This window comes from Pseudoxanthomonas sacheonensis (assembly GCF_031455975.1).
Lineage (GTDB): Bacteria > Pseudomonadota > Gammaproteobacteria > Xanthomonadales > Xanthomonadaceae > Pseudoxanthomonas_A > Pseudoxanthomonas_A sacheonensis_A.
In genome coordinates this window covers 22,184-47,778 of sequence record NZ_JAVDTT010000004.1, presented here as the reverse complement: position 1 = coordinate 47,778, position 25,595 = coordinate 22,184, and the positions used below count along the sequence as shown (strand labels likewise).

The following is a 25,595-nucleotide window of genomic DNA, read 5'->3' as shown; positions in this document are numbered from 1 at the left end:
GGACAGTACCGTGCGAAGGCCAACTTCCAGGCGGCGACCATCGGATACCTCGCCTTCATTGGTCCGTAAGCTCCAGGATCACGGCAGCGCCGCCGGCCGACGACAGGCGCAGCGCGAGCGTGTCGCGCGTGGTCACGATGCGCTCGCTGCGCTTGACTTGGTCGAGCGCCTCGCCGTCTTCCCACACCGTCGCGCGGTAGTTACCCGCAGGCAGGAAGCTCAACGGCACCCGCGCGGTGCGGGCTTCGTCGGCGGTCATCGCGCCCACGTACCAATCAGCGCCCGAGCGCCGTGCCAGCACGATGTCACGGCCCGGCTCGCCCGAGAGGAATCGCGTTTCGTCCCATGCCGTGGGTACGCGCCGGACGAACTCGAAACCCTCCGCGCCCTGATAGGCCTCCGGAGCGTCGGACACCATTTGCAAAGGACTGTCGTAGACCACGTACATCGCCAGTGCCTGGCCACGGGTGGTCTGGGTCAGCGGCATCACCGCGCGCACCTCGAACTTGGACGGCGCGACGTGGCGGAAGCCGCCGGGCGTGTAGTCCATCGGGCCGGCGAGCATGCGCGTGTACGGCAGCATCAGGTTGTGCCGTGGCGTGACGCGCTTGTCCATCTTGTTCCATTCGGCGCCCAGCACGCCTTCCTGGGTGATGAAGTTGGGATAGCTGCGCTGCAGCCCGGCCGGCACATAGGCGCCGTGCAGGTCCAGCAGCAGGCGACGTTGGGCGGTCGCAGCGGCGAGACGCTGGTAGAACGCGACCATCTGCTGGTCGTCGCGGTCCATAAAGTCGACCTTGACGCCCTTGATGCCCCAGCGCGCGTAGGTGTCGAGCACCTCGTCCATGCGCGGCTCCAAATGCGCCCAGTGCACCCACAGCAGCAGGCCGACGCCTTTGTCGGCGGCGTAGCGCACCAGCGCCGGCATGTCGACGCCTGCGGCGGCGCGGGTGATGTCGGTCTCCGGCCGCGCCTCGCAGCAGGGGCCGGCGCCGAGGGACCAGCCGGCGTCGATCAGATAGTAGGGAAACCCGGACTCCGCCGCGAAGTCGATGAAGCGACGGTAGGTGGCCGTGTCCGGCTTCACGCCTTCCAACGGCCCGGACCACCAGTCCCACGCCGCCTTGCCGGGCTTGACCCAATCGAAGTCGCCCTCCGGAGGCGGGTTAAGGTTGCCGATCAGGTGCGAGGCGATCATGTCGCCCGGTCGGTTGCCCAACATCACCACGCGCCAGGCGGTGCGCAGGCCGCCGTCGGAGACGAAGGCCGGCCCGGGCCGCTTCGGCACCGATGACAGCCGCACGCGCAGCGCGTCGCCTTCGCGCCGCAGCGAAGCGCCGGCATAACCCTGCAGATGCGCCTGGGCGATCGCGAACGACGCCTGGCCCGACGCAGCCGTGCACACCAGTGGCACGTCGTAGGGCTTGTCCGTCGACAGTTGCGAAACCGCCAGCCGTTCGAACAGCATCTCGTGCGAGCCGTTGACCTCGGTCGCCAGGCACTGCGGATCGCCGGCGAGCACGAAGGCGGTGCGCTCGTCCTTCAGCCGCACCGGCGCCGGATCGTCGATGCGATAACGAAAGGCGACGCCGTCGTCGTAGGCGCGCACGTCGAGGATGAGTTTTCGCTTGGGCGCGGCGGTTTCGCGGAACGTTAGCGTGGTGCCGCGGTAGTAGTCGCGCGCCACGGAGGCCTTGGTCGCGACCAGCGGGATCTCGCGATCGACCTCGGTATCTTCGCGGCGCTCGAGGGTCAGAGTGCCGAACGCTGGCGCGTCGTCGAGTTCCAGCCCCAGCGGAGAAGCGGCGACGACGGTTTCCCCGCGCCACCGCACCGAGAACCGGCTGGCATCGTCTTCGATGCGGATCTCCGCATGGCCGGCCGGCGACGGGATCGCCACCTGCCCCGCGAAGGCCGAACCTGCTGCCACCGCCCAGACCGCAACAACCATTCCCGCGAGTGCTTTCATCAGCGTTCCCTTCTGTACAAATGGAGCCGGTCGCGCGACCAAGGCTGCTGTGACGCACTGCTGGATCCTGTCTGCACGCGCACTGCGGCGCGTTCCTGCGACACCTGCGACACCTGCGGCGCGGTCACGTACAACAGGCCGCGGCCGGTGCCGCTCACGTAGATGCGTCCGTAGAGGTTCTGATCGGCCGCCATCACGCCGATGCCGCCGAACTGGTGAGCGTCGTCGTTGAAGCGAGTCCAGGTGACGCCGGCGTCATCGGAGCGGTACACGCCCCACACGCCGTTCACCACGCCCACCACGTAGACCGAGGCCGAGTACGCCACACCAGGCGCTGCCTTGCCCAATGCCACCAAGGTGGCGCCTTGGACGTCGGGCCACGGATTGCTGCCCATGATCGACGCAAACTGGCTCAGCTTCTTCCAGGTCGCTCCTGAATCCACCGAGTGGTACACGGCGTTTCCATCGGCCAGCCAGAGCTCGCCCTCGGCGTTGGGGTTGACCGCCAGTGAGGTGTTCGCGAAGTAGTTGGGGGCCAGCCCTGCGGCCACCGAGCCCTGGCTCAACGTGAATGTGTGGCCGCCATCCGTCGACACGTAGACCTTGCCCGGCGTGCCCCACCAGTGGCCGCCGGAATCGTAGGCATAGACCTTGTTCGGGTTCTTGCGATCTGCGACCAGATGATAGGCGCGGGGGAAGATGCTGTTGATCGCCGGCAGATTGGTCGGCACCCAGGTGGCGCCGTTGTCCGTGGTGTAGGACGGCACCGAATAGCCGGGCGCCCAGACCGCCTTGTTGCGCGCGGTGATGGCGATGCTCGCTTCCCCACCTTTGTTTTCCGCGACGCCCGTCGGGTAGGTGGCGAACTTCGCCCAGGTCTTGCCGCCGTCGCCGGACCACACGCCGTAGCTGGTGCTGTTGCCCAGGACGACGCCGATGGTGGCCATGTACTGCGGATCGGACCACGCCATGTCGGCGGCGAAGCCGTTGCTCCAGCCAGTGGCCGGCGTCAGCGTCGGCTTGGTCGCGAGGTTGGTGTGCACCCAGGTGCCGACGTCGCCCATAGTGTTGATCACGGTGTACGTGGCGCCGGCCGGAGGCGTGGCCACGCCCAGGACGGCGGTCTCCTCGATGCCGTCGATCGCCTCGGTCCAGCTCGGCGTGGTCGAGGAGGCGTTGCGGGTTTCCCAGATGCCACCGCCATGGACGTGCAGCACGCGGTCGGGGTTGAGCGGATCGATCTCGACATCGTCGGGCCAACCCCAGAAGGCGCCGTCGGCCGGCGTACGCGGCATGGTGGCCGCGATCTCGCGCCAGGTCTTGCCGCCATCGACGGACCACTGAATGGCCTGCTGACCGCTGTAGTTGCCCCAGGAGTTGGTCACGCCCAGTGCGATGCGGGTGCTCGTGCCGGTGCCGGAGACGGACACGCCGCCGAGGCCGAGGCCCGTCCCGGTCCCGCCGCTGTTCGGGTCCTTCAGCAAGGTCCAGTTGTTGCCGTCGAACTTGTAGAGCCGGGCAGGGCCGCCAGCGCCCGGCCCGGTCTCCTTGGTGAACACGACATAGAACACGCCGTCTGCGGCGCGCACCATGTGCGGTATGTGATAGCCGGAGATCGGGACTGAGACCGGGGTCCACGAGGCGCCGCCGTTGCTGGACTTGTACAGGTTCGAGGCCAGGCCCGCTGTCTGGACGTAGTCCGGCGCGATGGGGGCGTAGATCGTTTGGGTGGCCGTGCCGCTGCCCTTGGTGCCGGTGTCGTAGACGACCGTCTCGACGCCCATCGCGCTGCCGATGCCCAAGGCATTGACCTGGTCCTGGGTCAACTTGGCGCTCGACAGCGACGTGACCTGTGCCCAGGTGAGGCCGGAGTCAACGCTCTTCCATAGGCCGGCCGTGCGCGTGGCGTAGAACAGCGTCGACGGCTTGTTGGGATCGACCATCAGGCGTTCACCGATGGCGCGGCCGGGGTTGTTGCCGCCCAGCGGGAAAGGCAGGGTGACGTAGGTCCATTGGTCACCGCGGTCGCTGGAGAAATACAGGCGGCCGTTGCCTTCGGACGTGTACATGCCGGCGGCCATGTAGACGAGCTGGTCGTTGTTCGGATCGACGGCGATGCTTTCGACGCCGTGGTACCGGGCCTCGGCTGCACCGAAGCCCAGACCATCGGTGATGGGCGTCCAGGACGACGCGCCCTGGTTCCAGCGGTAAGCGCCACCGATGTCGGTGCGCGCGTACAGCAGGTTGGCCGTGGTCGGGTGGAAGACCAGGCCGCTGACGTAGCCGCCGCCGCCGAACTTCACGCTGTTCCAGGTCTTGTCGCCCATCCGCCTCGCTGGGAGTGGGCCTGCCATTACTCGCTGCGGCGTCGCAGCGGCTGCGGCTTTGGGCGCGGGAGCGTGAGATGACGACGTTGTGCCGCCACCGCAGGCCACCAGGCCGAACAGAACGGACAGGGCCACCATGCCCCGCAGATATTGTTGTGTCATCGCTTACTCCACTTCGGGTTCAAGAGAGGAGCAATGCTCTTGAAGAGATGGCGCCGCAGCCCTTGGCTCCCCTAAGAGAAGCGAGGCCGCCGCGACCGCGGATGGGGCAAATGGTCGACGGGCTAATTTCATGGACAGGAATCCCCTCCTGATGAAAATGCAGCTGCCCAGGCAGCTGGAACACCCTGATTCTGCGGGCTGCATAGATATGCGACAAATGCGTAAAACATCAGCATCGATATACGAATCGATATATATGTGACGCGCCCATCGCTTTTGGTTCGATTCCACAGCTGGAGAATCCATATCCGAAAAGATATCGGTATTGGCGATATTGTTATTTTTTAAGCATTGCTATGTTTTGTAGCATCAACCCCGTACAGCGCCGCCGCGCGATCGACGGATCCGGTTTCCGCAACCCCATTCCGAAGGATCGCTTCGTCCGTGGGCTCATCCGAAAAACCGCTCCGGCGCAGCCTGCTGCGATTCGGCCGCGACGGTGGGTCCCTGGTAGCAGAACTGACTTAAGGAGAAGACCCAACATGAGAACGACTGCGGCCAAGCAACGGCGCCTGGCGGCCGCACTGCTCATGGCGATGTCCGCCTCGCCGGCTTGGGCGGAAGTCCGCAACCTGTCGCAGGACTGGCTGTTCCATGCCGGCGAGGTCACGGGCGCGGAACGAAGTACTTTCGAGGACCAGACGTGGCAGCGGGTGACCGTACCGCACGACTTCTCGATCATGGACAGAGCAGACCGGAGCGGCCCCGATAGGAGCGCGCCTTTCGATTCGGACGCCATCAGCGGCCAGGATTCGGGCTATCTGCCAGGCGGCACCGGCTGGTATCGCCGCCACCTCACGCTTACGCCGACCGAGGCTTCCCGCATCGTTCGGCTGAACTTCGAAGCCGTGTACATGGACGCCGACCTCTGGGTGAACGGCGAACATCTGAAGAAGCATCGTTACGGCTATACCGCTTTTTCCGTTGATTTGACCGGCAAGGTCCGCGCCGGCAGCAATACCATCGTCGTGCGCGTCGACCACGCCGATCCATCGTCGCGCTGGTATGCCGGCTCGGGGCTCATCAGGCCGGTCGCCTTGGAGCTTCTCGATCCAGTCCACATCGAACCCGAAAGCGTATTCGTCTCCACTCCAGTGGCGACCGAAAACCGGGGCGTGGTCTCGGTCAGCGCGGCCATCGCCAACCGATCGAACAAGGCGCAGTCCGCCGAATGGGTGACCCGGATAGTGGCGGCCAGCGGCGAGACGGTCGCCGAGGCCAGGCAGACGCAGACGGTGCCCGCCGAAGCGCGCGCGGAAGGATCGCAGGAACTCATCCTGACCCAGCCGCGCCTGTGGTCTCCGGACTCCCCCAATCTCTACACCCTGGTGCAGGAAATCCGCATCGACGGGGCGACCGTCGACGAGAGGCGGACCCGCTTCGGGATCCGCACGATCTCTCTGGACGCCGCGAACGGCCTGCGCATCAACGGCCAGCGGGTGCTGCTGCGCGGCGGCAATATTCATCACGACAATTACATGATCGGCGCCGCGGGCGCGGCCGACGCGGACGCACGCAAGGTCGCCCTGATGAAAGCCGCCGGCTACAACGCCCTCCGCAGCGCACACAATCCGGCCAGCCAGGCCACGCTCGACGCGGCGGACGAACTGGGCATGCTGGTCATCGACGAAGCCTTCGATAGCTGGAACAAGAGCAAGAAGCCGCAGGACTATTCGCGCTTCTTCGCCGAAGACTGGCCGCGCGCCATCGACAGTCTGGTCGTCAGCGGCCGCAACCATCCCAGCGTGCTGTTCTGGAGCATCGGCAACGAGATTCCCGAAGACGGCACGCCCGAGGGCGTCGAAACCGGCCGCAAGCTCGCCGAGCGTGTGCGCGAGCTCGACCCGACGCGGCCGGTCACCCAAGGCATCAACGCCGACCCGCCGAAGAGCACGAACCAGGCTGTGGTACTGGACGTGGTCGGCTACAACTATCACGCCCATCTCTTCGCCAAGGAGCATGAGCGGCTTCCCAAGCTGACGATGTACACCTCCGAATCCACGTCGAAGGATCTCTTTTCCTACTGGCGCGCGGTCGAAAGCATGCCGTGGGTGATCGGCGACTTCGTCTGGACCGCGGTGGACTATCTGGGCGAATCCGGCATCGGCTGGATGGGGTACAGCCAGGACTGGCAGAAGCTGGGCCCCTACCCTTGGCACTTGGCGTACTGCGGCGAGATCGACGCGACCGGGCGCATGCGTCCGGCGGCCTACTACCGCCAGGTCGTCTGGAAGACTGGCGCATCGCCCATCTCCGCATTCGTCCGGCAGCCCAAGGGCACCGAGGACCTGCCCGACCGGCACCTGTATCCGATCACGCCGCCGCACCTCGATTGGTCGCTGGACGACGTGCATCCCAGCTGGACCTGGCCGGGACAGGAAGGCCAGCGCCAGGAAGTGGTGATCTATTCCGAATTTCCGGAAGCGGAACTGTTCCTCAACGGAAAGAGCCTGGGTCGCAAGCCGATCGGCGAGGACAGCGAATACAAGGCTGTCTACCAGGTGCCCTACGCACCGGGACGCCTGCTCGCGGTGGGCTATCGCGACGGACGCGAGGCCGGTCGCTGGGAACTGCGCACGGCGGGCCAGCCGACCGCCGCCGTCGCGACGGCGGACCGGTCGCAGCTCACGGCGAATGGCGAGGATCTGGTTTACGTCGCCGTGGAACTGCACGACGCCGACGGCACGCCGATCTATGCCGGCGACGACGACAGGCAGATACGCGTGCGCGTGCGCGGCGCAGGAACCCTGGCCGGTATCGGCAACGGCAATCCAATAGACGTTTCCAGCTTCCAGTCCGGCCAACGCAAGACCTTCCACGGACGAGTGGTCGCCGTGGTCCGCGCCGGCACCCAGGCCGGACCCATCGTGGTCGACATCGAGGCCGAAGGCTTGCCGTCCCGCCAAGTGCGATTGAACGCGGTCGCGCCGCAGTCCTTCTGAATGGATGGATCGATTCTCAGCCGCACCGCGGCGACGGGGACTTCTTAGGGAAAACAGCTGCGACGCCGGATGCCGCATGGCCCGGAGTGCGCAATTCGCGAGAGCATGCGAAGGATGCCTGCGATGGCAGCGAGCCATCGCTAGATGCGTTGGCCCACGGAATGCAAAACGAGTCCGCTGTCGCGGCGCTGGACTGCGGCGAATTGGCGCTGGACCACTGTCATTGGACTTCCCGAACGTGGGATGCAACAACGTCCGATTCGGGCAGGAAGGACATTTGCGGCGGTTCGAACACACGGCAACGAATGGCCGCTATCGGCCAGAAGCGGGACATTCCAAGAACGCTGAACTAAGTCGCACCGCAGAGCGGCGTCTGCTTGAATGAACTGTTGGGCGCTACTAGCGAGGGAACCTCAAGATTCCTCGAGTTTTCGCCGCGCTGCGACCTGCCCTGCGTGCTTGGGCCGAATAACGGACTGAGACGACATACCCTATGCTTCGACAAGCTGTCGGGGGTCGTTGCAACCCCCGGCAGCGATCCTTGCCCGGATTACTTCGCCGCTGCTTGTGCTGCTTCGACGATCACCTTGGCCACCGATTCGGGGTCGGACACCATCGGCACGTGGCTGGTTTGCAGCTCCACGGTTGTCGCGCGAATCTTCTTGGCTAACGCACGCTGCGCACCCGGGTCGATCATGCGGTCCTGAGCGGCAACGATGTACCACGAAGGCTTGCTGGTCCACGCGGCCACGGTGACGGGCTGTTCGAAGTTGGCGCCACGCACAGCGCCCTGGGTGGCGTGGATCAGGTTTGCCTCCTCGGCGCTGACGTCCTGCGCGAAGTCGCGGGCGATTGCGTCGGCGGGCAGGGTCAGGTAACCGTCGGCGTCGGCGATGAAGTGGGCGAAGCCCGGTGGAGTCGGGAAGTCTTTGGTGTCGACCACCGGCGCGGCATTGAGCGAAGGCGCGAAGGCGGCGACGTAGACCAGGGCCTTGACCTTGTCGTGACCGCCGGCCTGGGTGATGACCGAGCCACCCCAGGAATGGCCGACCAACACGACCGGGCCGGACTGCGCGTTGACGACGCGGTTGGTGAAGGTCACGTCGTCTTCCAGCGAGGTCAGCGGGTTCTGCACCGCGATCGCGTTCAAGCCTTGGGCCTGGAGCAGAGGGATGACCTTGTTCCATGACGAGCCGTCGGCAAAGGCGCCGTGGACCAGCACCACGGTCGGGCGGGTATCGGCGATCGGAGTGGGGGTGGCGGCAGACGCGGTGCCCAGGCTGAGGGCGGTAGCGAGGACCAAGGGGGCGAGGATGTTCATGGGTGGCTCCTTAAGAGTGGGTGGGCCGGGTCGTTCCCGGTGACGCTACTATCCTCGTTTCATTTGGCGTTTGCGTACTGTAAAGTCCATATAACTTATCAATGAGTCCAAGAATGACCGACCGACTTGAGGCTCTGCTGGGTCACTTCCCGGTGCGGGCATCCATCCTGCACGCCGGCGCCCTGTGCGGCATCCACGAACTGCCGCCGCGCGGAACCCTGGGCCAGTTGCACTTGGTCCGGCGCGGCACCGTGGTCGTGCACCACGCCGCGGGCAAGCCGATCACCCTCACCGAGCCCAGCCTGCTGCTGTATCCGCGGCCCTGCGCCCATCGCTTCGTGATCGACGACCCTGAGGGCGCGGAATTGGCCTGCGCCGACCTCGGCTTCGACGGCGCGGCCGAACATCCACTCGTGGCCGCGCTACCGGACTTCGTCTGCCTGCCGCTGGACAAGCTGGGCAGTGCGCGCCCGTTGCTGGACCTGCTATTCGAAGAGGCATTCGACCAGCGCTGCGGCCGTGGCGAAGTGTTGGCGCGCCTTTTCGAGTTGGTGCTGATCCAGGTGCTGCGGCATCAGATGGAAGGACAGCAGGGGCACGCAGGATTGATGTCGGGGCTAGCGCATCCGCGCCTGCGCCGCGCGATCACCACGATGCACGAGCGGCCCGGTGAAAACTGGACGCTGGAGACACTGGCCGCGACTGCCGGCATGTCGCGCAGCTCCTTCGCGCAGACGTTTCGCAGCACCGTGGGCAGCACGCCCGGCGAGTACCTGCAGCGGTGGCGGATCTTGCTGGTGCAGAAGGGGCTGCGGAGCGGCAAACCCTTGAAGCTGCTGGTGGATGAAGTGGGCTACGCGAGCGAGTCGGCCTTGTCACGGGCGTTCAAGGCGCAGGTGAGGGTTTCGCCGAGGGAATGGCGGGGACGGGCTGTTCCTTAGTTGGCCAAACTTGCGAGATTTCTCTCATAGATCGGCCAAAGCGGCCGATCTATGTAGAAACCCGAAAACTGTGGGAGTAACCATAAGTTGGCCGCCCATAGAAAAGCATAAGTTGGCCGCTTCGGCAGCTTTCGGCAGACATTGAGATCGGCGAGCCGACGGTATTGTGCACAGGAATGGCTCTAGCGACGTGGACGCGATTTCAGCCTCCGCCTCGCGTGATAACGTCGAGGTTGTGGCAGGTTGCCGCACCGCTCCCGATGCCAGTCCCGAAATGAAGGCAGCGGTATATCGCATCGGCGTCGATAGCTAATCCGACTTCGGTTTCGGGCGCGAAACCAGCAGATTCGCTGCCTCCGCCGCCCGGGTTCCGCATTCGGAATCGAACTCTGATGACGCACCGGAAACGCCAACCCCGCCGATCGCCGTACCGTCGCGGGCAAACAGCGGCACCCCGCCCTCCATGGTGGCGATCATCGGCGCAGTCGGCGTGTTCCAGGTGGCGGTGTCGCGCGTCGAACTCCGGTAGACCGCCGCGGAGCGTCCTTTCCACTGCGCCAAGGCAGCGGCAGCCGGCGAAGCGCCATGGTTGGAGAAACTCACCAGGTCGCCACTACCATCGAAAACCGCGACAGCGACCGCATGGCCGGCCTGTCCGGCATTGGCCAGGCAATGGTCGCGGATGGCGTCCGCTGTCTTGAAATCGAGGAACGGCCGCATCGTCTGCGCCTGCGATCCCGCGCTTACTAACAAGGCGGCCATAGCAATAAGGCCGGCGGAAACCATCGATGTCATCTTGCTCTCCTGTTATTGGTCCGGGGTGATGCCCGCTTTTGGCCAGTAGCGGAAAGCACTGCATTGCAGCTGGCCGGCCACGGCGTAATGTTCCTTGTCGCTGCGCTCTTTGCCAGCTCGCAAGCGCCATCGCGGCAGCTCTCGCTGCTAGGGAACGATTGCTATGAGGCGACGGGCACCCATGCCGCACCTTGTCGTGCGCTGGCCACCGCGGCCTCGATGAAGGCCATACCGCTGACGCCGTCGTCGATGCCGGGCAGATCGAGATCGTCCGGCAGCGGCTCGCCAGCGACTTCCGCGGCGATCGCACGAAAAGCTTCGCGGTACAGGTTGGCGAAGGCCTCCAGGTAGCCTTCCGGATGCCCGGCCGGGATGCGCGTCACGCGTTGCGCGCCCTCGCCGACATAACCATTGCCGCGGCGCAGGATCTCGCGCGGGCGGTCCGGGTATTTGACGACCAACTCGTTGGGATGTTCCTGCTGCCACTCCAGCGAAGCCTCGCTGCCGTACACACGCAGGCTCAACTTGTTCTCTTCGCCCACCGCGATCTGCGAGCTGTGAAGAACGCCCCGCGCGCCGCCTTCGAAGCGCAGCAGCAGATTGCCGTCATCGTCCAGGCGACGACCAGACACGAAGGTGGTGAGGTCGGCGCACAGTTCGGTGATGCGCAAGCCGGTGACGTAGCGCGCCAGGTTTTCCGCGTGCACGCCGATGTCGCCCATGCATCCGGCCGCGCCGCTGCGCGCCGGGTCGGTGCGCCAAGAGGCCTGCTTGTGGCCGCCGCTTTCGATGTCGCTCGCCAACCACCCTTGCGAATACTCCACCACCACCTTGCGCAGCGTGCCGAGCGCGCCGCCGCGCACCAGTGCGCGCGCCTGTTTCACCATCGCATTGCCGGTGTAGTTGTGGGTCAGCACGAACACCTTGCCGCTGCGCGCGACCGCCTCGCGCAAGGCGCGCGCTTCGGCCAGCGTCAGCGTGACCGGCTTGTCGCAGACCACGTTGAAGCCGTGCTCCAGGAACAACGTCGCGGCCGGGAAATGCTGGTCGTTCGGGGTGACGATCACCACGAAGTCCAGCCGCTCGCCGGACGGGCGCGCCGCCTCGGCCACCGCCATGTCGCGATAGCTGCCGTACGCGCGTTCGGCGGACACGAACAGATCGGCCGCCGAATCGCGCGAGCGCTGCGGGTCCGATGAGAAGGCGCCGGCGACGAGTTCGGCCTGCCCGTCCATCTGCGCGGCGATCCGGTGCACGGCGCCGATGAACGCGCCACGGCCGCCGCCGACCATGCCGAAGCGAAGCTTGCGTCCGGTCACCCCATCCCTCCACGGCCGCGACCCTCGAAAGCCGCATCGAACGCCACCGCGCTGGGCGGGAAATCGAGCCGGCGCACGTAGGCCGCGGCCTCGGTGGCGCCGTGCACGCGATCCATGCGCGCATCCTCCCATTCCACCGACAGCGGGCCGCGATAACCGATGTCGTTCAAGGCGACGATGATGTCCTGGAAGCGGACGTCGCCACGCCCGACCGAACGGAAGTCCCAGTGGCGGCGTGCGTCGCCGAAATCGGTATGGCCGCCGAACACGCCCACGCTGCCGTCGCCGCGCCCCCACCAGACGTCCTTCATGTGGACGTTGAAAATGCGCTCGCCGAAGGTGCGCAGGAAGCGGATGTAATCCACGCCCTGGTAGGCGAAGTGCGAAGGATCGAAGTTGAAGCCGAAGCGCGGGTGGTGGTCGACCGCTTCCAGTGCGCGCTGCGCGCTGGCGATGTCGAATGCGATCTCGGTGGGATGCACTTCCAAGGCGAAGTTCACGTCGACCGCATCGAAGGCGTCGAGAATCGGCCGCCAGCGCCGTGCGAAATCATCGAAGCCCTGCTGCAGATAAGCCTGCGAGGTCGGCGGGAAGGCGTAGACCGCATGCCAGATCGACGAGCCGGTGAAGCCGGTGACCGTCGCCGGGAAATCGATCGCCGCCGCGCCCGGCCGCGCATCGAAGAACGCGCGCGCGGCTTTGGCCGTGTCGATCATCCGCGCGGCGGCGCGCTGGCGCACGCCTTCCGGCTCGCCGTCGCCCCAGATTTCCGGCGGCAGGATCGCGCGGTGCCGCTCGTCGATCAGGTCGCAGACCGCCTGCCCGACCAGATGATTGGCGATCGCATGGCAGCACAACCCCTGCGCCTGCAGCACGCTCCAGCGCTGATGCACGTAGTCCGGCGAAGCCAGCGCGCGTTCGACATCGAAGTGATCGCCCCAGCACGCCAGCTCCAGACCGTCGTAGCCCATGGCAACGGTCTGCTTGGCGAGTTCGTCGAGCGAGAGGTCGGCCCATTGCCCGGTGAAGAGCGTGACAGGACGTGGCATAGCGAAAACTCCTAATTATTCATGCACCAACTTATTCATGCATCGACGCGTTCGATGCGATAGCCGCCGCGGGCGCGATCGACCCAATGGACGATGCCGAAGATCAATGCGATGGCGATCGGCAGCACCGCCCACATCGGCAACACGTGCGCGGCGCCGTAGGTATTGTTGATCCAGCCCATGACCGGGCCGGCCACCGCGGTCGAGAACGCGCCGGCCGCGCCGACAGCCGCCAGCGCCAGCGCGCCGCCGCGCGGGAAGCGCTCGGAGGTCAGCCCCAGCATCGTCGGCCACCAGAACGCGGTGCCCACCGCCAGCAATGCCGCGGCGGCGAACGCCAGTACCGGCGTATCGGCACGCCCGAACAGCCACAACCCGAGCGCCGCGATCGGCGCCGTCACCGCGATCAACGTCACCGGCGAGAAGCGATGCGCCAGGCCTCCGCCGAACTGCCGCAGCGCGTACATGATGCCGTTGATCCATACCAGCAGCAGTACGCCGGCCTGCAGCGTGCTGTGCATGACCTCGTTGAAGATATTGCTGACCCATTGCCCCGGGCCGAGTTCGGTGGCCGCGGTCAACCACATGCAGACGAACACCACCAGGAACAGCGGGCGCTTGAGTTCGCCATACATGGCTGCGGTGGAAACGCCCGCCGCCTTGCGTTCGGTCTCCGGAAAACGCTGGGCGAAGAACATCGTCGCGTAGATCGCCGAGGGCAGCAGCATCAGCAGCATCTTGGACTGCCAGTTCAGGCCCAGCTGGGTGAAGGCGAAGGCGAGCACGCCGCCGACCACGATGCCGCCCGGAAACCAGGCGTGCAGCTTGACCAGTCGCGCGGTCTTGTTGTCGCGGTACAGCGTGGCGATCAGCGGATTGATGCCAGCCTCGACGAAGCCGTTGGCGATGCCGATGAGCACGGTGGCCGCGAACAGCATGGTGAAATCGGTGGCGAACACGGTGAGCAACACGCCGGCGATATGCCCTACTGCCGCCAGTTTCAGCAGCCGCCCCATGCCCAGCAGATCGCACAACGTGCCGCCGAACAGGATCGACAGGCCGAAGCCCCAGAATGCGGCGCCGCTGATCCAGCCCAATTGGATCTTGTCGAGCCCAAACGCGAGTTCCAGCTCGCCCATGATGTCGCCGCGGATGGCGAACGACATCGCGGTGGCCAACAGGGCGATGCAACTGGCGACGAACAGGCGCTGCGGGTTCATACGTTTCTCCGCGAATGGCGAATGGGACGAAGGCTTCAGGGCAACATGCTTTATCGAAGCATGCTTTATGGCAGCGGGCGCACCTTGATGTTGCGGTAATGCACTTCGCTGTCCGGATCGTGCGCCTGCAGCGCGAAGGTGCCCGAGGATAGCACCCGGCCGCTCATGTCGGCCGGTCGCTCCGGGTGCTCCGGCTGCGTGTAGTCGACGATCTGTTTGTCGTCGACGAAGGTGCGGACGCGACGACCCTCGACGCGGATGCGCAGCGTGAACCAGACATCGTCCTTGGCCGGCGCCTGATAGTTGTCCTCGACCGCGTACAGGCCGCCGGTGCGCTTGGGGTCGCTCTGGCTGTTGTTGACCTGCACTTCATAGCCTTTGGCCGGCCAACCTTCGTCCTGCCAGGCGGTATGGAAATAGACGCCGGAATTGGCGCCGGGCTTGGTCATGACCTCCAGCTGCAATTCGAAGTCGCGGAAATCGTGACTCTGCACCGCGCCTACGTAGAACAGATGCGAACGCGGACCCCGCACCACGATCGCGCCGTCGCGCACTTCGAACGAACCCGGCGCCTCGCTGGCGCGCCAGCCGTCCAGCGTCTTGCCATCGAATAATGGTTGCCAGCTGTAACCTTTCGGTTTTGCAGCGTGCGCGCTCATGCAACCGACCAAGGCCAGCAGACAGGCGCCGAGCAAACGAATGTACATGCGATATCTCCTCAAGGCGGACCGGCGCACAGCCGGCAGGAATCGGCACGATGCCGCCGTCGGCGTGAACATCGTGATCATTGCGGCGCGCGACGCGTGATCGGCGGCATCAGCCCACCCCCACGAGTTTCAGAACCTCTGGCGGCGGACCGTCGAAACTGGCCAATGGCACGTTGCCGACATAGCCCAGGTATTGCCGACCTTGCGGCGAGGTGCAGAACCCGCCGATGGTCAGATCGCGATAACGGGCGAAGAACTCCGCGGCCTGCTTGAATTCGGCGCGGGTCCTGGGCAGATAGCTGATGTCGTCGCAGATCGCGCTGCGCTGGCTCGCGCTGGATTCGCCGAAGCTGCGCGAAAAGCGCTGGTCCGCCTGCGCGTCCAGCCAGTCGAATCCGACCAGTATCACTTTGCGATCGGCGACTTGTTGCGGATACGGCGCGCTGACCCATTCGTTGATGAAATCGACCACGCCGACCGCGACCGCGCCCGGCCCCTCCGCATCGGCCGGGACGATCAGGTCGCACAGCGCGGTGGCGGTGCGCCGCTGTTGTTCGCTCAGCGTCAGCGGCCAGACCGAACCGGGTCCATAGACCTTGAGCAGATCCGGGTCGGTGCCGTAGCCCACGCCCGAAGGCAGTTTCGGCGGCGGCTCGGAACTGCAGCCGGCCAGATGCATCATCGGCAGCGCTGCCGCGCTCAACATCCACTTCAGCGAAGTGCGGCGGTCCATCAAAGCTCCTTGCGGCGCATGCGCGCCAGCATGTGGTCGGAGGCGCGCCAGGCCAGCGCCATGATCGTCAACGTCGGGTTCTTGTCGGCATTGGACGCGAAGACCGCACCGTCGGTGATGTAGAGGTTGTCCACGTCCCAGGTCCGACACCACCGATCGGTGACCGAAGTCTTCGGATCGGCGCCCATGATCGCGCCGCCCAGTTCGTGGATGATCGAGCCGCCCGCATGGATGGCTTTGGCGCCGTCGGTCTCGACCTGGCCCTGCACGCGCCCACCCATCGCCTCGATGATCTCGGCGAAGGTGCGTTTCATGTGCGCGGCCTGGCGGGTTTCGTGCTCGGACCACTGCCAGTGGAAACGCAGCACCGGGATGCCCCACTTGTCCTTCACCTGCGGGTCGATCTCGCAATACGAATGCTCGTTCGGAATCATCTCGCCGCGACCGGCGAAGCCGACGAAGGACCCGTAGTAGCGGCGCATGTCTTGCTTGAACTTCTGACCGTAGCTGCCGCCGGTGAGCCATTCGAGCCCGGCGCCGGTATGCATCTCGGGCATGCGTCGGCCGCCGCCGAACTCGATGTGGTAGCCGCGCGCGAAACCGAGCTTGCCGGCCAGTTGCTCCTTGTAGAGCCACCACGGCGAATACATGTGGCCGCCGTCGGCGCCGTCCTCGTTGTGCAGCGGCAGGTTCTCCAGCAACGGTATCTGCCCGTTCAGGCTGGTGCCGACGGTGTCCATCAGATAACGGCCGACCTTGCCGCTGGAATTGGCCAGCCCATCGGGAAACGAGGTGGATTTGGAGTTGAGCAGGATCCGCGCCGATTCGCAGGCGCTGGCCGCAAGCACCACCACGCGCGCGGAGGCCGCGAATTCCTTACCGCTGGTCCTGTCGATGAAGCGCACGCCCTCGGCCTTGCCGTTCGCGCCCAGCACCACCTCGCGCACCATGGCATCGCAGACGATGTCCAGGCGGCCGGTCGCCAGCGCCGGTGGCAGGTGCACGGTGGTCGACTGGTAGTTGGCGCCGGTCGAGCAGCCGCGGCCGCAAGGCGTCGCCCACCAACAGGCGGCGCGACGCAGCATCGACTCGCGCAGGATGCGCTGCGCCTCCGGATTGCCCGGATGCAGCTTGGCCGGCAGGTTGTCCGCATCCAGGCGCCGGGTCAGCACCGCGCGATGGCCGGCAACCACCGGAACCCCCAGGCGTCCGGCGCGCTGCTGTACCAGCAGGTCGCTGACCTTGGGCTTGGGCGGCGGCAGCAATACGCCGGCAGGCGAATCGGGCGTGTTCTCCAGACCGTCGTTGTCGCCGTATACGCCGATCAGCATTTCGACCTTGTCGTAGTACGGCGCTACATCGGCGTAATCGATCGGCCAGTCGAAGCCCAGACCGTCGCGGCTATAGGGCTTGAAATCGTAAGCACCGTTGCGCAGCGAGATCCGACCCCAGTGATTGGTGCGGCCGCCCAGCATGCGCGCGCGCCACCAGTCGAACCGGCCGGCATCGTCCTGGCTTGCATTGACGTACGGTTCGCCGGGCACCTGCCAGCCGCCGTCGACGGTGGCGTCGTAGAAACCGAACGCTTTTTCCGGGGTCGACGTACCGCGCAGCGGCGCCTGTTCCGGGGTCTGGAACATCGGGGTTTCGGACTCAGGCGTGTAGTTGCGCCCGGCTTCGAGCATCAACACCCGGGCGCCGTCCATGCACAGCGTGTAGGCGGTCTGGCCCCCGGCCGCGCCGGAGCCCACCACGATCACGTCATACGTTTTCTTCTTGATGTCGCCCGCAGTTATGAAAGTCACGGCGTCACGCTTTCAGACGGCGAAGGTAGTCGAAGCTCAGCTTCACGCTTTCCAGCGGCGCCCGTTCGAAATTCTCCTGCTCCACGAAGTAATGGCGGATCCGCTGCGGATCCATGGCCGCGAACAGCTTCGGCCAGTCCACCCGGCCGTTGCCGATTTCGGTGGTCTGGGTATCGACGCGATCGACGCCCGTTTTCGCGTCCTTGCGTACGTCCTTGATGTGCAGGGACGAAATCCGGTCCGCATGGACGGTGAGTAGCCGCAGCGGATCGGCGCCGGCGGCGGCGACCCAGCCGATATCGAGCTCCATCGTCACCAGCTTCGCATCCGTCAGCCGCAACAATTCGTCATAGGCCACCACGCCGTCGTAGGAGCGGAACTCCATGTTGTGGTTGTGGTAGCCGCAGGTGATGCCGGCCTCGCGCGTGAGCTCGCCTATGCGGTTGAGCTGCTCGGCATTCCATTTCCAATCGTCCAGGGTCATGCCGGCCGCCAGCGCATTGCCGTCCTTGAAACGCTCATCCGCGGTCGACGGAAACGAAATCACGAGGTAACGCGCGCCGATTGCCTTTGCATAATCGATGCGCTGCTGCAGGTCCTTCTGCGCATCGGCCATGCCGCAGTGCATGCTGGGAGCCGCTAGGCCGTTGTCCGCCAGCATGGCGCGCACCTGCGCGGTGGTCGCTTTTGGTATGCCCGCGAACTCGACCTCGCCATACCCGATCGCACTGACCGCCTTAAGGGTGGCCAGTAGGTCCTTCGCGACCTCGTCGCGGAGCGTCCACAGTTGAAGTCCGACCGGCTTGTTCAGAGGACCTAGGCGCGGTTGCGCGGCACTCATGGCAAAAGCATCAAGGGAAGTCATCGCGGCAAGCGCCAGTGAGCTGCGTTGGAGAAATGCACGTCGAGTCAACATCGTGTTTCCCTGCCCCTTCAAAAAATATATAGGTTGATATCCATCGAGTAATGTTGCGTCGCGACAACTTCATTGCGCCGCCCATTATTTGACGCTCGTCTTGATTGGCGTTGCGATATTACCTACTTTTCGCGGTAGAGTCCTGATCGAGCGAGCTTGAGGAAGCGCATGCATGCCAGCCAACAACAATTCCTTTGACGCGATCGTGGTCGGCACCGGCATCAGCGGTGGATGGGCTGCGAAAGAGCTGACCGAGAAGGGACTGAAAACCCTGGTGCTCGATCGCGGGCGGATGGTGGAGCATGGCGAGTATCCCACCGCCACCCTGCCGCTCTGGGAATTGCCCTATGGCGGCCGTCCCACGCAAGAGGATCTCAAGAAACAATCGGTCGCCCAACGCGGCGGTGTGCTCTCGCAGGCGACCAAACACTGGTTCGTCAACGATATCGATCATCCCTACATCGAGAAGAAGCCTTTCGCCTGGGTGCGCGGCTATCACGTCGGCGGCCGTTCCATCATGTGGGGTAGGCAGTCGTACCGCTGGAGTCCGATGGACTTCGAGGCGAATGCGAAAGACGGTGTCGCGGTGGATTGGCCTATCCGCTACGAGGAGCTCGCGCCGTGGTACGACCGCGTGGAGAGTTTCATCGGCGTGAGCGGCCAGGCGGAAGGCTACGAGCAATTGCCGGACGGCAAATTCCTGCCGCCGATGGAGCTGAATTGCGTCGAGCTGCACCTGAAGCAGGCGCTTGCCGACAAAATGGGCCGCGCGCTCACCATTGGCAGGACCGCGAATCTCACCGCGCCGCTCGCGCACAGCCCGCAGCGCGGCACCTGCCAGTACCGCAATCTGTGCTGGCGCGGCTGTCCGTTCGGGGCTTACTTCAGCAGCAACTCCAGCACGCTTCCTGCGGCGGAAAAAACCGGAAACATGACGTTGCGGCCCAATTCGATCGTCTACGAGCTCATCCACGACGCGAAGAACGACAGGGCCAGCGGCGTGCGCGTGCTGGATGCGGAAACGAACGAGCAGCTAGAATTCCACGCCAAGGTGATCTTCCTGTGCGCGTCCACGTTCGGTTCCACGCAAATCCTGATGAACTCCGTCTCCAGCAGGTTTCCCGACGGTTTCGGCAACGACAGCGGCGAGCTCGGCTGCAACGTCATGGATCATCACCTGGGCGCCGGCGCCTCGGCGGTTGCCGAAGGCTTCGACGACAAGTACTACAGCGGCCAGCGGCCCAACGGCATCTACATTCCGCGTTTCGTCAATATCGGAAAGGACAAGCGCGACTACCTGCGCGGTTTCGGCTATCAGGGCGGTGCCGGGCGTTCGGGATGGACCCGACTGCTTGAAGATCCCACCCTGGGCGCGGACCTGAAAACGAAGGCCGCGGAGCCCGGGCCGTGGCACATGGGACTGACCGGTTTCGGCGAAGTCCTTCCGTATCACGACAATCGCGTCACCCTCGATCGCGCGCGCAAAGACAAGCATGGACTTCCCGTGCTGACGTTCGACGCGATGTTGCGCGAGAACGAGCTGAAGATGCGCAAGGACATGGCGGCCGAGGCCGCAACGATGCTGGAAGCCGCGGGATTCAAGGATGTCCACGAGTACGACGGCGGCGACGTACTGGGCATCGGCATCCATGAGATGGGCACCGCGCGCATGGGCCGGGATCCGGAAACGTCCGTGCTCAATGCCTGGAACCAGGTGCATGCCTGCAAGAACGTGTATGTCACCGATGGTTCCTGCATGACCTCCTCGGCATGCCAGAACCCATCGCTCACCTACATGGCGTTGACGGCGCGCGCCGCCGATCACGCCGTCCAGGAACTGAAACGGATGAACCTATGAAGACCGACATCGACCGCCGCGAGGCGATACGCCGCGTCGCCTTGATGATGGGAGGCGCCGTTTCGGCGCCGGCCATCCTTGGCATGCTCGCCGGCTGTTCGGCCGAGCCGCCGACGGATGCCGAATGGAAGCCGACGTTCCTCACCCAAGCGCAGGCCGCGCTGGTGGCGGAAGTCGCCGAAATCATGATTCCGCGCACGGATACCCCGGGCGCAAAGGATGTCGGTATTCCGGCCTTCATCGACAAAATGTTGAAGGACGTTTACCCCAAGGATGAGCAGGCGCGCTTCTTCGCCGGACTCGCGGACCTTGAAACCCAAGCCAAGCGCGAACACGGGCGCGCCTTCCTTGAGTTGGAGCCGCCGCTGCGCGCGGCGCTGGTGAAACAGGTGCATGACCCGGCGGTCGAGGTGGATCGAGCGTCGAACCTTCCCGTCGCCGAGCGGGGCCGTCCTTTCATCCTCACGATGAAAGAGCTCACGATGCTCGGCTACTTCATCTCCGAACCCGGCGCCACCCAGGTATTGCAGTACCGCCCGGTTCCCGGCGCGTATCACGCGTGTGTGCCACTGACGCAGGCGGGGAAAGGCAAGACTTGGGCCACCGAGATAAGTTATCGATTCTGATTCCTTCAACGGCGCGAAAGCGACTAACGCAGTAACCCCACATCTCAAACAGGACTGACGGGTGAATTTGCATTCCAGACTCATCACGCGCTCGCACTGCTGCGTTCTCCTTCTAGGCTCACTGTTCGCGGGCGGCGCCGCGGCGGACACCTCTGCTGAGAAGGAGGAATGGATCACGCTGTTCAACGGCCGGGATCTCAACGGGTGGACGCCGAAGATCACGGGGCACGCGCTAGGGGACAACTTCGCAAACACATTCCGTGTCGAAGACGGGCTGCTCAAGGTGCGCTACGACCAGTACGAGTCTTTCGGCAAGAAGTTTGGGCACCTCTTCTACAAGGATCCGTTTTCCTACTATCGCCTGGTGGTGGAATACCGCTTCGTCGGTGAGCAAGCGCCACATGGCCCCGGGGTCTGGGCGCTGCGCAACAGCGGCGCGATGCTGCATTCGCCGCACCCGCGCACGATGGGGCTTAATCAGGACTTCCCCATTTCCATCGAAGTGCAATTCTTAGGGGGCTTAAGCGATGGCAAAGCGCGCTCGACCATGAATCTATGCACGCCGGGAACGGATGTCGTGTATGAGGGTTCGATCTATCCCGAACATTGCCTCAACTCCGCGTCGAAGACCTTCGACGGCGACCAATGGGTCCGCGCCGAAGTACTGGTGCTGGGCAGCGGCCAGATCACCCATGTCGTCAATGGCGAAGAAGTGCTCGAGTACGCATTGCCGCAATTCGGCGGCGGCGCAGTAGCGGATTTCGATCCCGCCGACAAACCCGACGGAAAGCTGATCGAAGGCGGCTACATCTCATTGCAGAGCGAATCGCATCCCATCGAGTTCCGCAAAGTGGAACTGCTCAACCTTGCCGGCTGCATGGACCGCAGCGCAAGCAACTACAAGCGTTATCACGTCAAATCCGTGCCTGAAAGCTGTGTTTACGCGAAAGGCGCGAAGCCAGAAAAATAGCACCCGCATCTTCATGAACTGCTGATGCGCGGTGGCGGCGCCACAAGTCCGATCAGGACTCAGGATCGTCCATAATCTCGCGCACCTCCTGGGCACAACGACAGGACGAGGCTATCTTCGCCGCCCATCTCAGCGCTTCGTACCGGGATGGAACCTCGATGATAGAGAAGCCACCGATTACCGCTTTGGTCTCCGGGTACGGTCCATCGGAGACCGAGCCATCGCTGGCGATGACGCTCGCCTGCTGGTTCAGGATACCACCGCCGAAAATCCAGACCCCAGCCGCCTTGGCCTCACGCACAACTGCGTGCGACGCCTCGGCCACAGCGGGGAAATCCTCCTCGGGAAACGTCATCGATCCGTCATCGAACGAGATCAGATATCGCGTCATCTCTCCTCTCCTCTGCTCGATAGCCAGCTGCTGGTGAATCGAGCGCTTCTAGCCAATAAAGCGCAAGCCCACGCCAGGCTCCGTCGCGATGTATCTTGGCGCGGCTGCTTCCTCTCCCAGCTTCAGTCGCAGCCTCCCGACGAGAATGCGCAAGTAGTGGGTGTCATACAGATGACTCGGCCCCCATACTTCCTTCAGTAGTTGCGGCTGCGTGACTACCCGACCGGCGTGACGTAGCAGCAGCGCAAGCAACGCGTATTCCTTGCGCGTCAGCGCAACAGGCTCGCCATCCAAGTGCACTTCACGACGCGGGATGTCGATGCGCAAGTGGCCATCGTCGAAAACGGCCATGTCCTCGTGCTGGTCGGCGGCATGCAATCGCAGCAGCCCGCGCACGCGGGCCATCAGTTCCTGCACACCGAATGGCTTGGTGACGTAGTCGTTGGCGCCAGCATCCAAAGCCGCGACTTTCTCCGCTTCGTCCGCACGCACGGTAAGCATAATGACCGGCACCTGCGACCACTGGCGCAGCTCCGCCAGCACCTCATGTCCGTCCTTGTCGGGCAGGCCTATGTCCAGGACGACAAGATCGGCGCCCTGCGTGGCCAGCGACGCGAGGCCTTCCTCGCCGTTCGCCGCCAGCACCACCTGATAGCCCTGCGCGCGCAGACTGATGTCCAGGAACTTGCGGATCTGGGGTTCATCGTCGATCACCAGCACCCGCGCCGGCGGCGCGGAAATCTGGGAAATCGGATCAGTCGGGTTGGGCATCGCTCTTCTGCGGCAGCGGTTCTATGAGCGGCAGGGTAATCCGGATGGTGGTGCCGCGGCCATCATTACCCGGCAGCGCCTCCACGCTGCCGCCGTGCGCGCCGATCATGCCCTGGCTGATGGTCAGTCCCAGGCCGGTGCCATGGCGTCCGCGATCGCCACGCTCAACGCTGTAGAACATGTCGAAGATGCGCGCGCGCTCCTCTTCCGGTATGCCCGGCCCATGGTCGCGCACATCGATGCGCAGTTTGCCCTCGACCAACCGCGCGTCGACTTCAACGGGTTGGTCCGGTGGCGAGAACTTGGCCGCGTTCTCCAGTATGTTGAAGAAGGCCTGTTCCACCAGCGCCGGATGCACCCAGATCGGCTTCATGTCGGGTTCGATCTGTATCTTCAGCTTTACCTGCGGCTGATAGCGAATCAGCCGACTGGTCGCCGAGCCGATAAGTTCGTCCACGCCGATCCAGTCGCGATTCAAGGTCAGGCCGGTGTGGCCCAGCCGTGTCATGTCGAGCAAGTTCTGTATGTAGCGGTCCAGACGTTCGCCTTCCAATTGGATCGTTTCCAGCAGACTCTTGCGGTCTTCGGCAGTCATCGCCTCAGAGTAATTAGCCAGGCTGCTGGCCGATCCGATCATCGAGGACAGCGGCGAACGCAGATCGTGCGACACCGACGAAAGCAGCGCCGAACGCAAACGCTCGGTCTCGCCGCTGACGCGCGCGGTTTCCAGATCGGAGACCAGACGCGTGCGCAAAGCGGCCTGGCCGATATCGTCGGCCATGGCTTCGGCAAGGCGGCGCTGTTCGAAGGCCAGGCGCGTGTTGTCCGCGGCGAAGCGCAAACCCATCACGCCCAACGTGCCCCGATCGTTGCGCAACGGCAGGAACCACCATGGCGAACCGGCCAGCGTATCGGTGTAGCGGCCGGTGGCCTGGCCATGGCGCTGCGCCCATTCGGCGGCGCCAAAATCGGTGTCGGTAAGCTTCGCACCTTCGGAAACGGCGACGTCGTCGCCAATGCGGACCCAAGCCGGTCCGCCGAACGCCGCTTGCAAGGCGGAACGTCCGGCGGTGAGAACCTGCCCTAGGTCGGCGGCGCTGGCCAGTTGCCGTCCCAGTTCCTGCAGGGCGGTGGCATGCGTGTTCGCCGCCCGCAACGCCACCACCTGCATGCGCAGCCTGGAGGCGAGTCGTCCGGCAACCAGCGCGGCGACGAGAAACAGAAATACCGTGGTCACGCCCTGGCGCGCGCTGATGTGCAGAGTGAAGCGCGGCTCGATGAAGAAGAAGTTGTAGGCCAGAAAACATAACACGGCGGTGGCCACCGCGGCGGTCATGCGGGTGCGCGCCGCGACCAGGACCACGGCGACGATGAACACCATGGACAGATCGTCCAGCCCCACCCATCTCTCGGCCAGCCAGGAGATGGCGACGGCCAGTACGGTGGCCATCAACACGAGCGCCGAGTCGTGGCGCGTGAACGAAAGGCGCGGCGCGTGCGATTCCCGCCGTGAACGCGCGCGCGCCTCCGGCGTGTTGACGATGGTCAGCTCGAAGTGCGCGCCGCGCTGCAACAGCTGCTGGGTGAGCGTGCGATTGAACATGCGCGCCACCGGTCGTTCGCGCGTGCGCCCAAGCACGATGGCCGATACGCCGCTGCGCCCCGCGTGATCCAGCAGGGCATCGGCGATGCTGGCGCCGCGCAGCACTTCGGTGTCCGCGCCGAGCTTGCGCGCCAGGGCGAAGGCCTGGTCGAGTTCCTGCTGGCGCGCTTCGTCGATGACCCCGGTCTGCACGGTGACCACGGTCCAGGGCGCATCGCGCCGCTCGGCCAGGCGCCGGGCTACGCGCACCATGTATTCGGACTGGCCCAGACCGTCGATGGCGACCAGTACGCGGCGACGCACGTTCATGCCGGAAATTCCGCGTGCGGCCTGGGTTTCGCGCAGATCGCTGTCGACGCGGTCGGCGGCGGTCTGCATGGCCAGCTCGCGCAGCGCGATCAGGTTGGAAGGCGAGAAGAAGGTCTGCAGCGCCTGCGCCGCCTGATCCGGCACATAGACCTTGCCCTGGCGTAGGCGCTCGATCAGTTCGCGCGGCGGCAAATCGACCAGCACGATGTCGCGCAGGCGGTCGAAGACCAGATCCGGAACGGTTTCGCTGACCCGCACGCCGGTGATGCGGAACACCACATCGTTGAGGCTTTCCAGGTGCTGGATATTGATGGTGGTGTAGACGTCGATGCCGGCGTCCAGCAGTTCCACCACGTCCTGCCAGCGGCGTTCGTGGCGGCTGCCGGCGGCGTTGCGATGGGCCAGTTCGTCGACCAGAACGATCGCCGGCTTGCGCGCGAGGATCGCATCGAGGTCCATTTCCTCGAAGATGCGGTCGCGGTATTCCAGGCGCGCGCGCGGCATCAATTCCAGACCGTCGATGAGCGCCGCGGTTTCGCTGCGTCCATGGGTCTCGACGATGCCCACCACCACATCGACATTCTGTCTGCGCAGTTCGCGAGCGCGCGACAGCATCGCGTAGGTCTTGCCCACGCCCGGGGCCGCGCCCAGGAAGATGGTCAACCGCCCGCTGCCTTCGCGGCGGAGTTCGCCGATCAGGGCATCGGCCTGGTGGGTGCGGGGGTCGATCATTCGCCTATTGTGCGCCACTGCCGTTTATCTTGAAGTCGTCATTCCCACGAAGGCGGGAACCCAGTGACT

General features: G+C 64.8%; 18 protein-coding genes and 1 pseudogene. 5 read left to right on the top strand and 14 right to left on the bottom strand.

Annotation, left to right across the window (positions count from 1 at the left end; genetic code table 11):
* Positions 1-55: 55 nt before the first annotated feature.
* On the bottom strand, positions 56-1,969 hold the full coding sequence (locus tag J2W94_RS14770; RefSeq protein ID WP_310095016.1) for a glycoside hydrolase family 97 protein: 1,914 nt from the start codon (positions 1,967-1,969) through the stop codon (positions 56-58).
* Positions 1,969-4,458, bottom strand: a complete 2,490-nt coding sequence (locus tag J2W94_RS14765; protein WP_310095012.1) for a sialidase family protein — start codon at positions 4,456-4,458, stop codon at positions 1,969-1,971. The genes J2W94_RS14770 and J2W94_RS14765 overlap by 1 nt, the downstream gene beginning before the upstream one ends.
* 542 nt (positions 4,459-5,000) lie before the next feature.
* Between J2W94_RS14765 and J2W94_RS14760 the strand changes: the two genes are divergently transcribed.
* Complete coding sequence (locus J2W94_RS14760) at positions 5,001-7,460, top strand: glycoside hydrolase family 2 TIM barrel-domain containing protein (RefSeq protein ID WP_310095009.1); 2,460 nt, start codon at positions 5,001-5,003, stop codon at positions 7,458-7,460.
* A gap of 550 nt (positions 7,461-8,010) precedes the next feature.
* On the opposite strand, the gene J2W94_RS14755 is transcribed toward J2W94_RS14760, so the two are convergent.
* Positions 8,011-8,781, bottom strand: a complete 771-nt coding sequence (locus J2W94_RS14755; RefSeq protein WP_310095006.1) for an alpha/beta fold hydrolase — start codon at positions 8,779-8,781, stop codon at positions 8,011-8,013.
* Positions 8,782-8,894: 113 nt separating this feature from the next.
* Here J2W94_RS14755 and J2W94_RS14750 point away from each other — a divergent pair, with 113 nt between their 5' ends.
* A complete protein-coding gene (locus tag J2W94_RS14750) occupies positions 8,895-9,722 on the top strand; it encodes an AraC family transcriptional regulator (protein ID WP_310095005.1) in 828 nt (275 codons plus the stop codon).
* Between the two features lie 417 nt (positions 9,723-10,139).
* On the opposite strand, the pseudogene J2W94_RS18215 reads toward J2W94_RS14750, so the two are convergent.
* The 8 genes and pseudogenes from J2W94_RS18215 to J2W94_RS14710 all read right to left on the bottom strand — a co-directional run.
* Positions 10,140-10,442, bottom strand: a pseudogene (locus tag J2W94_RS18215) (heme-binding protein); the annotation flags it as partial.
* Between the two features lie 236 nt (positions 10,443-10,678).
* Entirely contained in the window at positions 10,679-11,836 is a 1,158-nt protein-coding gene (locus J2W94_RS14740) for a Gfo/Idh/MocA family protein (protein WP_310094999.1), read from the bottom strand.
* Positions 11,833-12,885, bottom strand: coding sequence for a sugar phosphate isomerase/epimerase family protein (locus J2W94_RS14735; protein WP_310094996.1), 1,053 nt, complete (start codon positions 12,883-12,885; stop codon positions 11,833-11,835). The genes J2W94_RS14740 and J2W94_RS14735 overlap by 4 nt, the downstream gene beginning before the upstream one ends.
* A gap of 35 nt (positions 12,886-12,920) precedes the next feature.
* Positions 12,921-14,105, bottom strand: a complete 1,185-nt coding sequence (locus J2W94_RS14730; RefSeq protein ID WP_310094994.1) for an MFS transporter — start codon at positions 14,103-14,105, stop codon at positions 12,921-12,923.
* Positions 14,106-14,170: 65 nt separating this feature from the next.
* Entirely contained in the window at positions 14,171-14,812 is a 642-nt protein-coding gene (locus J2W94_RS14725; protein ID WP_310094991.1) for a 3-keto-disaccharide hydrolase, read from the bottom strand.
* A gap of 109 nt (positions 14,813-14,921) precedes the next feature.
* Complete coding sequence (locus J2W94_RS14720; RefSeq protein WP_310094988.1) at positions 14,922-15,545, bottom strand: gluconate 2-dehydrogenase subunit 3 family protein; 624 nt, start codon at positions 15,543-15,545, stop codon at positions 14,922-14,924.
* Positions 15,545-17,350 (bottom strand): GMC family oxidoreductase, encoded by a 1,806-nt coding sequence (locus J2W94_RS14715; protein ID WP_310094985.1) that lies wholly within the window; start codon positions 17,348-17,350, stop codon positions 15,545-15,547. Before J2W94_RS14715 ends, J2W94_RS14720 begins: the two co-directional genes overlap by 1 nt.
* 4 nt (positions 17,351-17,354) lie before the next feature.
* Entirely contained in the window at positions 17,355-18,287 is a 933-nt protein-coding gene (locus J2W94_RS14710; RefSeq protein WP_310094982.1) for a sugar phosphate isomerase/epimerase family protein, read from the bottom strand.
* Positions 18,288-18,438: 151 nt separating this feature from the next.
* Between J2W94_RS14710 and J2W94_RS14705 the strand changes: the two genes are divergently transcribed.
* From J2W94_RS14705 to J2W94_RS14695, 3 genes are all read left to right on the top strand, one after another.
* Positions 18,439-20,124, top strand: a complete 1,686-nt coding sequence (locus tag J2W94_RS14705; RefSeq protein ID WP_310094980.1) for a GMC family oxidoreductase — start codon at positions 18,439-18,441, stop codon at positions 20,122-20,124.
* Entirely contained in the window at positions 20,121-20,750 is a 630-nt protein-coding gene (locus tag J2W94_RS14700) for a gluconate 2-dehydrogenase subunit 3 family protein (RefSeq protein WP_310094977.1), read from the top strand. The genes J2W94_RS14705 and J2W94_RS14700 overlap by 4 nt, the downstream gene beginning before the upstream one ends.
* 61 nt (positions 20,751-20,811) lie before the next feature.
* Positions 20,812-21,720 (top strand): 3-keto-disaccharide hydrolase, encoded by a 909-nt coding sequence (locus tag J2W94_RS14695; RefSeq protein WP_310094975.1) that lies wholly within the window; start codon positions 20,812-20,814, stop codon positions 21,718-21,720.
* A gap of 52 nt (positions 21,721-21,772) precedes the next feature.
* Here J2W94_RS14695 and J2W94_RS14690 read toward each other — a convergent pair whose 3' ends face one another.
* The 3 genes from J2W94_RS14690 to J2W94_RS14680 are packed head-to-tail and all read right to left on the bottom strand — an operon-like array spanning position 21,773 to position 25,526.
* The gene (locus J2W94_RS14690; RefSeq protein WP_310094973.1) at positions 21,773-22,111 is read right to left on the bottom strand and encodes a YciI family protein; all 339 of its coding nucleotides are present in this window, start codon (positions 22,109-22,111) and stop codon (positions 21,773-21,775) included.
* 48 nt (positions 22,112-22,159) lie between these two features.
* On the bottom strand, positions 22,160-22,882 hold the full coding sequence (locus J2W94_RS14685; RefSeq protein ID WP_310094971.1) for a response regulator transcription factor: 723 nt from the start codon (positions 22,880-22,882) through the stop codon (positions 22,160-22,162).
* Entirely contained in the window at positions 22,866-25,526 is a 2,661-nt protein-coding gene (locus tag J2W94_RS14680) for a sensor histidine kinase KdpD (protein WP_310094968.1), read from the bottom strand. Before J2W94_RS14680 ends, J2W94_RS14685 begins: the two co-directional genes overlap by 17 nt.
* Positions 25,527-25,595: the final 69 nt, after the last annotated feature.

What these genes read in the sequence shown, in the direction of transcription:
- J2W94_RS14730 (WP_310094994.1), bottom strand. Translation starts at nt 14,105, where the DNA reads ATGAACCCGCAGCGCCTGTTCGTCGCCAGTTGCATCGCCCTGTTGGCC.
- J2W94_RS14735 (WP_310094996.1), bottom strand. Translation starts at nt 12,885, where the DNA reads ATGCCACGTCCTGTCACGCTCTTCACCGGGCAATGGGCCGACCTCTCG.
- J2W94_RS14680 (WP_310094968.1), bottom strand. Translation starts at nt 25,526, where the DNA reads ATGATCGACCCCCGCACCCACCAGGCCGATGCCCTGATCGGCGAACTC.
- J2W94_RS14690 (WP_310094973.1), bottom strand. Translation starts at nt 22,111, where the DNA reads ATGACGCGATATCTGATCTCGTTCGATGACGGATCGATGACGTTTCCC.
- J2W94_RS14720 (WP_310094988.1), bottom strand. Translation starts at nt 15,545, where the DNA reads ATGGACCGCCGCACTTCGCTGAAGTGGATGTTGAGCGCGGCAGCGCTG.
- J2W94_RS14750 (WP_310095005.1), top strand. Translation starts at nt 8,895, where the DNA reads ATGACCGACCGACTTGAGGCTCTGCTGGGTCACTTCCCGGTGCGGGCA.
- J2W94_RS14760 (WP_310095009.1), top strand. Translation starts at nt 5,001, where the DNA reads ATGAGAACGACTGCGGCCAAGCAACGGCGCCTGGCGGCCGCACTGCTC.
- J2W94_RS14770 (WP_310095016.1), bottom strand. Translation starts at nt 1,969, where the DNA reads ATGAAAGCACTCGCGGGAATGGTTGTTGCGGTCTGGGCGGTGGCAGCA.
- J2W94_RS14765 (WP_310095012.1), bottom strand. Translation starts at nt 4,458, where the DNA reads ATGACACAACAATATCTGCGGGGCATGGTGGCCCTGTCCGTTCTGTTC.
- J2W94_RS14725 (WP_310094991.1), bottom strand. Translation starts at nt 14,812, where the DNA reads ATGTACATTCGTTTGCTCGGCGCCTGTCTGCTGGCCTTGGTCGGTTGC.
- J2W94_RS14700 (WP_310094977.1), top strand. Translation starts at nt 20,121, where the DNA reads ATGAAGACCGACATCGACCGCCGCGAGGCGATACGCCGCGTCGCCTTG.
- J2W94_RS14755 (WP_310095006.1), bottom strand. Translation starts at nt 8,781, where the DNA reads ATGAACATCCTCGCCCCCTTGGTCCTCGCTACCGCCCTCAGCCTGGGC.
- J2W94_RS14705 (WP_310094980.1), top strand. Translation starts at nt 18,439, where the DNA reads ATGCCAGCCAACAACAATTCCTTTGACGCGATCGTGGTCGGCACCGGC.
- J2W94_RS14685 (WP_310094971.1), bottom strand. Translation starts at nt 22,882, where the DNA reads ATGCCCAACCCGACTGATCCGATTTCCCAGATTTCCGCGCCGCCGGCG.